The organism is Streptomyces sp. NPDC006733, from assembly GCF_040636125.1.
Lineage (GTDB): Bacteria > Actinomycetota > Actinomycetes > Streptomycetales > Streptomycetaceae > Actinacidiphila.
Window position 1 is genome coordinate 62,433 of the sequence record NZ_JBEYJD010000044.1, and the last position, 8,823, is coordinate 71,255.

General features: G+C 70.6%; 7 protein-coding genes. 5 read left to right on the forward strand and 2 right to left on the reverse strand.

Translation table 11 applies throughout. The features are described 5' to 3' along the window. Positions 1 to 489: 489 nt before the first annotated feature. Positions 490 to 1,380 (reverse strand): helix-turn-helix domain-containing protein, encoded by an 891-nt coding sequence (locus tag ABZ721_RS31900; protein WP_358792246.1) that lies wholly within the window; start codon positions 1,378 to 1,380, stop codon positions 490 to 492. A 343-nt stretch (positions 1,381 to 1,723) separates the two neighbouring features. Between ABZ721_RS31900 and ABZ721_RS31905 the strand changes: the two genes are divergently transcribed. The 4 genes from ABZ721_RS31905 (at position 1,724) to ABZ721_RS31920 (ending at position 5,893) form a co-directional block, all read left to right on the forward strand. Next, on the forward strand, positions 1,724 to 2,668 hold the full coding sequence (locus ABZ721_RS31905; RefSeq protein WP_358792247.1) for a helix-turn-helix transcriptional regulator: 945 nt from the start codon (positions 1,724 to 1,726) through the stop codon (positions 2,666 to 2,668). Positions 2,669 to 2,743: 75 nt separating this feature from the next. Beyond that, positions 2,744 to 3,184: a hypothetical protein gene (locus ABZ721_RS31910; RefSeq protein ID WP_358792248.1), complete on the forward strand. Its 441-nt coding sequence runs from the start codon at positions 2,744 to 2,746 to the stop codon at positions 3,182 to 3,184. Between the two features lie 73 nt (positions 3,185 to 3,257). Beyond that, positions 3,258 to 4,349, forward strand: a complete 1,092-nt coding sequence (locus ABZ721_RS31915; protein WP_358792249.1) for a hypothetical protein — start codon at positions 3,258 to 3,260, stop codon at positions 4,347 to 4,349. A 179-nt stretch (positions 4,350 to 4,528) separates the two neighbouring features. Further along, positions 4,529 to 5,893 (forward strand): HEAT repeat domain-containing protein, encoded by a 1,365-nt coding sequence (locus ABZ721_RS31920; RefSeq protein WP_358792250.1) that lies wholly within the window; start codon positions 4,529 to 4,531, stop codon positions 5,891 to 5,893. 135 nt (positions 5,894 to 6,028) lie between these two features. On the opposite strand, the gene ABZ721_RS31925 is transcribed toward ABZ721_RS31920, so the two are convergent. Continuing rightward, positions 6,029 to 7,294: a cytochrome P450 gene (locus tag ABZ721_RS31925; protein WP_358792251.1), complete on the reverse strand. Its 1,266-nt coding sequence runs from the start codon at positions 7,292 to 7,294 to the stop codon at positions 6,029 to 6,031. Between the two features lie 686 nt (positions 7,295 to 7,980). Between ABZ721_RS31925 and ABZ721_RS31930 the strand changes: the two genes are divergently transcribed. Next, complete coding sequence (locus ABZ721_RS31930; RefSeq protein ID WP_358792252.1) at positions 7,981 to 8,649, forward strand: hypothetical protein; 669 nt, start codon at positions 7,981 to 7,983, stop codon at positions 8,647 to 8,649. Positions 8,650 to 8,823 lie beyond the last annotated feature (174 nt).

The following is an 8,823-nucleotide window of genomic DNA, read 5'->3' on the forward strand; positions in this document are numbered from 1 at the left end:
AGCGTTCTCGCAGAAGCAGACGGATACGCGCCTGCTACGGGGCGCGATGCCCGCTGGGGGCTGGGACCATGCGGTCCAGCGGGGGGTGTCGACTGCCCTCGACCGGGATGGCCTGGATGTAGGCTGCTACCGCCACGGCAGCGCTCCCTGGCTCTCATCGCGCCCCGCCGCCGTCCACAGGCTTCTTGACCTCCTGTCGGCGGAGAGATCCCGTGCGAGGGGGCGGGCACGCCCGCAAGCGCAGCGCCTGAGCCCTCGCTCCTTGGCCGTGGTCTCCCCTCCGCGAGGCGGCTGCGCACTGTTTCTCCCTGCACCGGATAGCGAATCCGGCGCGGCCAGCACTGCCAAGAGCCAGATCGGCTTCCGGCTTCCCGGTAGGCAAGCACCGCGGCGCTGATGTGGAGCCCACCCCCGCATCCGGGGGCAGGCCTTTCGCATCGCCGGGTCCCGCCCTGGGGCTCTCGGGGCGGCCCGTCGACCAGCCCCTTCTTACTGCTTCGTCATGGGAGGAGTGCAGCCCTGTTCGCCGTGCTGGCTGTTGAGCCGGGTGCACACGACAGCGTGATGCCCTGGGGGGACGCCGACCATGGTGGTGACGGTGGTGCTGTCGGAACGGACTTTCGCGGTGGCGCTGTCGCCGAGGTCGTTGGTCACCGTGATGCGGTCGTACGGGCCGGCGTTGAGCAGCCGCCCCCAGGCGCTCTGGCACAGGGCGCTGTGGCGCAGTTCGATGTGGACGGAGCCGATCTGCAGGCTGGCGGCGGTGGTGGCGTCGCGTTCGCAGAAGGCGGGTGCGGGCAGTCGGCCCCGGCAGGTGTCCGCCCGGCACGGTCCGGAGCCGGGCGCGGAGGAATTCGGTGTGGAGGCGGACCGGTGCGCGGGGGCGCCTTGGGGGTTGTCGTGGCTGCCGAGGAGCCAGGTGCCGACCAGGGCCGCCACTACGGCCACGGCGGTGACTCCGGCTGTCGTGGCCCAGCGGGTCGGGGTGTAGCGGGGGCGGACGGGCTGCACCGCGCGGGGCTCGTCCAGGGCCGGGGTCGGGGCGCTCGGCTGCGCTGCGGGCGCCGGCGTAGCCGCTGCGGGCGGGGAGAGGGGTGCGGGGAGGGCGTCGTGGTGGTTCCACGCGGTGTCCGCCCGCTCCCACCAAGCCATCAGCCGGTCGGGGTCGGCCCCGGTCAGATGGCCGAGGGCGGCGACGACCTGGCGCGGGGGCAGGGTGTGACCGTTGAGGTAGCGGTTCCAGGCGGATTTGCTGCACGCGGTCTTGGCCGCGAGGGCCGTCAGGCTCAGCTCGCTGCGGTCCTTCAAGATGCGCAGTTGCACCACCAGCCGGGCCAGCTCCGGCGGCACCGACGGCGGTAGTGGCTTCCAGCGTCCCACGGCCTGCCCCGTCCCTTCGTCTCCCGCTAGGACCGGACATCCCCGCAGTTCAGAGGCGGTGTCGTCCCGGCCGGTCCCGATGGTCCTGTGCACTCTACCGGCAGATCTTCGGCGGCATGACGCTTGCTCACATCACCCACCCCTCCCCCCTGTTGCCGGGCCGGCCACCGCCCGCCGTGGCGTTCCGGTTCCCCAGGAACGGCACGATCACGACGGGCTGCAGCCGTCGGTCCGCGCAGGAATGCGTGGCGGGGTCCCCGCCACAGAAAGGCCCGGGAAGACGATGATCGTGACGCCACCTGCCACCACACGGCCGTCGGACACCGACCCTCCGCGCGGCCCGATGAGCACGCTGCACCCGGCCGGCGCCGCCGCCTCGGCCCCGCAGAAACTCCTCTCCGGACACCGGCCGCCGCCTCCGGTGCTGGACCTGGGCCGTGTACGAGTGACCGAGCACCTGTTGCACGGTCCCGGCACCATTGCGGAGCCCTGCGCGCCGATCGTTCCGCAACCGGTCGGGACCGTGCATGTCTGGCTCCCCGTCCACGGAACGATCGCACCGCACCGCACCCGCCTCGGCCTCGTGGCCACCGAAGGCGACGTCCTGCTCCTCGACTCCGCCCAATGCCTGCAGGCGCAGGCCCTGACGCGCGGGCCACAGCCCGCAACGGCGCTGCTCGTTCAGTTCCCCCGCGCCGTCCTGCCCGTGCACCACGACACCGTCCACCGCCTGGCCCACCGTCCGATCTGCGCACGGTCCGGTCCTGGTGCGCTGCTGCGCCACTACCTGAGTGGTCTGGTGCGGTACGCGCCGCACTACCAGATCGCCGACGCACCCCGGCTGGCGGCGATCACCCTGGAGCTGCTGGGTACGGTGCTGTCCCACGAGGCCCGGCAGGGCGGGTCCCCGGAGCCGCACCGGCTGGCCCTGCAACAGCGCATCGTCACCTTTATCGAGGAGCGGCTGGGCGAGCGGGAGCTCACCCCGCCCACCATCGCCGCCGCCCACCAAATCTCGGTCCGCTACCTGCACAAGCTCTTCCACGACCACGGCATGTCGGTCGCCGACCGGATACGGCACCTGCGGATGGAGCGCATCCACCGCGATCTGGCTGATCCCCGCCTGGACGACATTCCGATCCACGCGATCGCCGCGCGCTGGGGGTTCCCCGATCCGGCGCACTTGTGCCGGGCCTTCCGCACGGCCTACGGCATGGCGCCGAGCACCTACCGCCACCAAGCGGGCCGCGGCGAGACCGTGCACGGCTTCACAACGGTTGGGCCCTGAGATCCAGGGACTTCCCCCCGAAGGTTCGCGATGCTCGAACCGTTCCCGAACGACACTTCTTCACCGGAGGAATTCATGACCACACGACGGATCCGCCTGGTCGCCACCGCAGGCATGGCCGCTCTGGGCATCGCGCTCACGGCGCTGTCGGCGGCCCCTGCGAGCGCGGCCTCGAAGTACAGCGAGTGCTCGACGAACGGCGGGATCCTCAGCATCGGCACGGAGTACGACATGGCGACCCAGAACACCGTGTACGTGAAGGATGCCAGCTTCACCATCGAGCGGAACGGCAACAAGCACAACAACGTGTACCTGCGCGTTCGGCAGAGCAACGGAAGCGACATCTGGGCCTGGACCAGCGAGGACGACGTCGTCGGCGGCCGGACGGTGACCCAGGACGTCAAGAAGCGCATCTCTCGCACCCTCAAGCCGTACCTGAAGGGGAACGCGACCTTCGACAAGAGCAACGCCAGCGACCCCAACTGCTCGGCCTACATCACCTACCCCACCTCCTGACCGTCCGACCGACCGTGCGGGTGGCCGCCTTACCACACGGCGGCCACCCGCGCCCAGCGATGGAGAGTTGAACATGAGACGATGGGCAGGCCTCCTGCTGCTGTTGGCGCTGGGCAGCGTGCTGCTCATCACGGTCACCACATTCGATCCCCGCTCCGCGACCACCGCGGCCACTGCACCCACCCCCTCCCCCGGCCCCGCCGACCCGTTCGCGCGGCCGGTCATCCTGGAAGCCGACGCCTACGGCGCCCTCCTGCTGGACACCGCCTCCTCCCAAGTCGTCGGCGTCGACGCAGCAGGCGTCGTGCGATGGCGCGACCGCCTCTTCGCCGACCGCATGTACGTGTCCTGCCTGGCCCACTGCCCCGACGCCGTCGCCTCGGGATCCTTCGACGAAGACGCCCCGCCGCCACCGGTCATCTGGCGCACCGGCGTCCGCCGCACCGTGGACCCGCCAGCAGCGGCCGTGGTGCTCTGGGCCGACTCGCCCGCCGAGGCCCTCGTCGTGCGCTCCACCGCCGGCCGGGGCGTGTTGGAGATCCGCAACCCGCGCCGCACCAGTGTCTACCCCGTCCAGGGAGTGAACCCGCGGTTCTTCCTCGCCCCCGACCGATCGCGCGCCCTGGTGCTCACCACAGGAGCACTTCCCACCGTCCGCACCCTGGACCGGACCCGCATTGGCTGGACGATCTCGCCTGCCCTTGCCACGTCCGCGACGGGCGCCTGCATCGGCCCCGCCGGAACCCCCGCGGTCCTGTACGACAGCACGACCGCCTCCCTGTTGGAAGCCCCCGACACGACACCGCGTCCCCTGCCGTTGCAGCACGTCGGGCGCTGCCGGACCGGAACGGACCGTGTTCTGGCCCAGCGCTTCACCCAGGACAGTTCCAGCGGAGCACGCACCACCACCCGCCTGCTGGACAGCTCCGGCCGGCTGCTGTGGATGCGCACCGACCCCGGTATCCATCCCGCCTACCTGGATCCTGCCACCGGCCGCGTCCTGCTCCTGACCGACACCGAAATGATCCTGGCGGCCCCCGACGGCAGTGTCCTGGACAGGGCCGCCGGCGTGGTCGACGCGCAGTTCGTGAACCGCGGTTGCCTGCTGGCGCTCCACCGCGACCTGCACACCACCCGGCGCTGCCTGACCACCGCGAACCGGTGAGCCGACCGTACGCAGGAGGCCGACGCCGCGGCCTCCCGGCTCCCTGCCGCGGCCTGCGCCGAACTGGGTGTCCGGAGCCGACCCACAATCCAGCGACGGCGGACCTCCGGCGCTGCGACGCCGCCGACGTTTCCGGCTGACCGCCGGTCGTGTCGCTGCGCCCGGATATGGTGCCGATCATGGACATCGAACGGTTGACCGAGATGCTCTCCGGTACCTGGGACCGGACCCGGTCAGCACGCGATGCCCTCGTGGCACAGGGGGCGGTTGTCGTCGGGCCTGTGCTGGGCGTGCTGTGCGACGAGCGATCGCCCGTTGACTGGACCGTCTCGGCGGACGTGTTGTCCCGGATCGGTGAGCCGGCTCTGGACCCACTGGCCGCCGCGGTCGCCGCAGCGGTCTCACCGGCGGCAGCGAGGCGGACCCAGGGGGCGCTGAACCGGTTGAAAGTGGCCGATCCCGCGGTGTACGCCGCTCTCCTGGACCACGCGCACCCGCAGGTCCGCAGCAGCGCACTTTCCGCCTTCCAGAGCCAGGGTCCAGCGGCGCTGCGCTTCCTCGATCGGCTGGTTCCGCTGCTGGGGGACCAGGAGCCCGGGGTCCGGCAGCGGGCGGGGTGGGCGCTCAAGGCTATCGGCGCCGGAGCCGTCCCCGAGCTGCAGCGGCTGCGGCGTCAACCCGCGACCAGGCCGCAGGTGCGGGCGGGGGTGCTGCAGGCTCTCGCCGCCATCGGCGGGCCGGCCGCCCTCGACGGCCGGGACCAGGAGGCCTGGCGACGCCTGACGACGATCAAGCGCCTGTCCGAGCTGCCGGAAGGCATGCACCTGTGCGGCTCCTGGTACGCGGTCTCGACCGACCACCAGGACGCGGTGCTCGCGGCGTTCGATCTGGGCGACCCCGAGCCGGTCACCTTGCGCACGGGCGCGGGTGCCTGGAACCACGACCGCCACAACTGGAGCTCGAACCGGTCGCACGACCGCTGTGCCCGCGTCTTCGTCAGCCCCGCGCTGGGCGGCTGGACGCTGGTCTTCGGGCATTCCTCCCGCGACACGCACCACCTCAACGATGCCGACAACCGCGACGAGGCATTGACGGGCGTCGTCCGCCAGCGCTGCGCCGAACTCAGTCGGCAGTTCGGCGCAGCGCAGTGGTACGGCATGAGCTGCGGTGATGACTGGACAGCCTGGTGCATTGCTGAAGCAGGCGCGGTGGTGCGCTACTACGACGCGTACGACGTCGAGAACGCCGACGGGCCGGGGCACCGGGCCGAATCCGGCTACCTTCTGCCCCATCAGGATGGCTTCCCTGACAACGCCTTCGACGGTGTGGACCTATCGGACTCCGCAGCGTTTACTGCCCGCTACCGCCAGGTGAAGGAGGAACTCCACATCCCCGACACCTGCTACGCCACGAACATCGCAGCCCGCCTCGCGGTCAACCCCGGTGAGCTGAGGGCGAACACGGTGGTGGACGGGTACGGAGTTCTCGCTCTCACCGAGTGCGGCCGCGTGCACGGTCACCCTGCCGGAGCACTACCCGTCTGACCGGTGGATCGGCTGGAAACCCTCGCCGGCTTCCGCCCGCGGGCGCCGGATCCCGCCCCCGCCCTGCTCGTCGAGCAAGGAGCAGGCCCTCTGCTGGGGGCGTGCCGCGTCGCCCCCAGCTCGGGCTGATGCGGGCTAAGCGGTGAGGGCGGCGGAGCTATGCAGCCAGACGGGCACCTGTTGGTGGCCGTTGGAGATGAGGGAGGGCAAGGGCTGCAGATCGTCAGGCTCGACGGCGAGTTGGAGACGGGGGTAGGCGGCGAACAGCGCGGGCAGGGCGATGCGGGCTTCGAGTCGGGCCAGTGGGGCGCCGGGGCAGAAGTGGGTGCCGTGGCCGAAGGCCAGGTGGTCGCGCGCTGTGGTGCGGCTGGTGTCGAAGCGGTGGGCGTTCGGGCCATGGGTGGCGGGGTCGCGGCCGGCGGCAGCGTAGTTGATGGCGATGGCGTCGCCTTGCTGGAAGGTCAGGCCGGTGGCTTCGTCGTCGATGTCGCGGGTGGGGTAGCGCAGGATGATGGTGGCGACGGGTGCCTGGTGGCGCAGGGTCTCCTCGACGACCTGGTCCCATGCCGTGGTCTGTCCGGCGCGGGCCCGCTCCAGCTGCTCGGGGTGGGTGAGGAGGTTGACGACGGCGTGGTCGAGGAGGTTGACGGTCGTCTCGTGGCCGGCGCCGATGAGGAGCAGGAGGCTGTCGAGGAGTTCTTGGTCGCTGAGGGTGCCGGCCTCGCGGTGGGTGATCAGAGCGTGGGTCACGTCGTCGGCCGGGGTTTTTGTCTTGGCGTCGACGAGCTCGTTCAGGAGCCGGTAGATCTCGGCGTATGCGGCTTGGGCTTGCTGTTCGGTCAGGGCGGTGGCGAAGAGCGCGCCGATGGCGTCGCGAAAGGCGTCGTGCAGGTGGTCGGGGACGCCGAGCACGGCGTTGACGACCAGCAGCGGCAGCCGCCAGGCGAAGCGGGCCCGCAGGTCCACGGCATGCCCGGGCCGGCTGTGCGTGCCCAGTTCGTCGAGCAGCTCGTGGGTGATCGTCGTGATCTGGGGTGTCAGGGCGCGGACGCGGCGGGGGGTGAGCGCGTCGGCCAATGGCGCGCGCAGCCGGGTGTGTTCGGCGCCGTAGGCGGTGAGGGCGTTGCGGACGTCGACCCAGATCCGCAGGGGCCAGGTGGGGGGTACGCGGCCGTCACGGTAGGCCGGCCAGTGCCGGTAGGCGTCCTTGGAGACGTCGGGATGGGCCAGGAGGCGTCGTATGAGGTTCGGGTCGGTGACGGACCAGGCGGGGATGTCGCCCGGTAGGAGGACGCGGGCAGCGGGCCCCAGGGCGCGAAGGGTGGTGCCTTCGCCGTGGATGTCCGCGCCGGTGGCGTCGAGGCGGTAGGGGCAGCCCGGCTGGGTAGCGCTGGTGGTCATCGGGTTCACCTTTCGGCGGGCGTGAGTATGGGGGGAAGGGCACGGGCCCTGCCATCAGGCCAGAGTGGAAGGAGCCGGGCCGTCACGCCAGAGGGCCTGGGTCCACGAGGCATTGGAACTGCCGGTCCAGGACCTGCTCGAGGGCGCTGTTGCGGGCGAGGACCGGGGCCGGGTGGCGTGCGCGTCGGCGCTGACGGCGGCCCTGCGCCACATGGTCGCGACGCGCCCGCTGGGCTCCGCCAAGGCCTTGCCAAGGGCCCGATCAGTGGATACTTCGGCCCGGTCCCGCACCCACACCGCCAGCATGACGGCGTAGGTGCGCACGTCCTCCTGCGACGGCCTCCAACCGCGGCAGCCACCGGCCTGCGCTTGTTCACCTCCGGTGGTTCGTTTCGGCCTCCTCGACCAACTCCCTCGTGTGCTGGTGAGCAGCGCACTCCACCTGATACTGGTCAGGGGCGTGGTCGACCGGTGGTTTTACGAGGTCGGACACGGTTCGGGTCAGGTCCCGCCCTCCGCGGAACGACCTCGGGAGCTCGCGGGTCCAGGGAGGCAAGGCGCTGAGCGGAGGTGTCGACGGATGCCTGTCCGAGGAGAAGGCCGCTCCCCTCGCTCTTGTCCCTATCGGAGGCCCGTTCCGTGCGTGATAGTGGAACGAAGGAAGTCGAGCCCGGGGGGGATCCTTCATGATCGAGCAGGCGTACGTTCAAGCCAGCGACGAGACCACACCAGCGATCAAGGCGCTGAGGGACCTGATCACGCAGGCTGTGGAGGCGACGGAGGGCACCGCCTTCGCGCCCCTCACGTTCTGGTTGCAGATGCCGGCGAGTCCGGAGTTCAAGAAGATGATGGACAACGACTGCCAGGTGCGCGCTTCACGGGTCGCCAGTGCGTTGAGCCTGGAAACCGGGGGGTCCTACCTGCCTGCGGATCTCTCGGTGGCCCTGGGCGTCCCTGCCAAGTGGGCCGCGCTCGACAAAGCGGTGTCGGCAGGGCGTGTCGCCATCATCAACGGTTCGACCAGCCATGTGGGCGGGAGCGCGAGCAAGTTCAACAACGAGCGCAACACCGGCTTCCATGTGATCGTCTTCTTGGCTGTCGGGAAGGAGTCCACCGGACGGCGCTTCTACCTGGGCTTCGACCCGGACGTCAGCTCCACCGCGGAGTCTCAGGCCAAGTGGAAACTACTGGTCACCGGTGATACCGCGGAGACGGCGAAGACCTTCGACGGCAAGCAGAGCAAACAGGTCGTCAAGGCCATGATCCTCGGTGACTCGGAGACCGGATTCGGCCCGCTGGTCCGCAAGTACTACGTTGACACGGACAAGGCCTTCCCGAAGATCATTCGCGGCTGAGCGCGCACCAGGCGGTGACCCGCCGGCCACCCTGCTCGGGGACGCCGACACGAACCCGGTGAGGCGACACGGCGATCTCGCCGCCGGCCGGCCCTGTCGCCGTCACCTATCGAAGCTGTCGGTGCGTCACGGACCTGTCCGTAAACCACCGACACCGCTCCGGGGGCCTCAGAT

Bases quoted from the DNA above. Each gene is read 5' to 3' on its own strand.
- ABZ721_RS31920 (WP_358792250.1), top strand. From the start codon at position 4,529: ATGGACATCGAACGGTTGACCGAGATGCTCTCCGGTACCTGGGACCGG.
- ABZ721_RS31915 (WP_358792249.1), top strand. From the start codon at position 3,258: ATGAGACGATGGGCAGGCCTCCTGCTGCTGTTGGCGCTGGGCAGCGTG.
- ABZ721_RS31925 (WP_358792251.1), bottom strand. From the start codon at position 7,294: ATGACCACCAGCGCTACCCAGCCGGGCTGCCCCTACCGCCTCGACGCC.
- ABZ721_RS31905 (WP_358792247.1), top strand. From the start codon at position 1,724: ATGAGCACGCTGCACCCGGCCGGCGCCGCCGCCTCGGCCCCGCAGAAA.
- ABZ721_RS31910 (WP_358792248.1), top strand. From the start codon at position 2,744: ATGACCACACGACGGATCCGCCTGGTCGCCACCGCAGGCATGGCCGCT.
- ABZ721_RS31930 (WP_358792252.1), top strand. From the start codon at position 7,981: ATGATCGAGCAGGCGTACGTTCAAGCCAGCGACGAGACCACACCAGCG.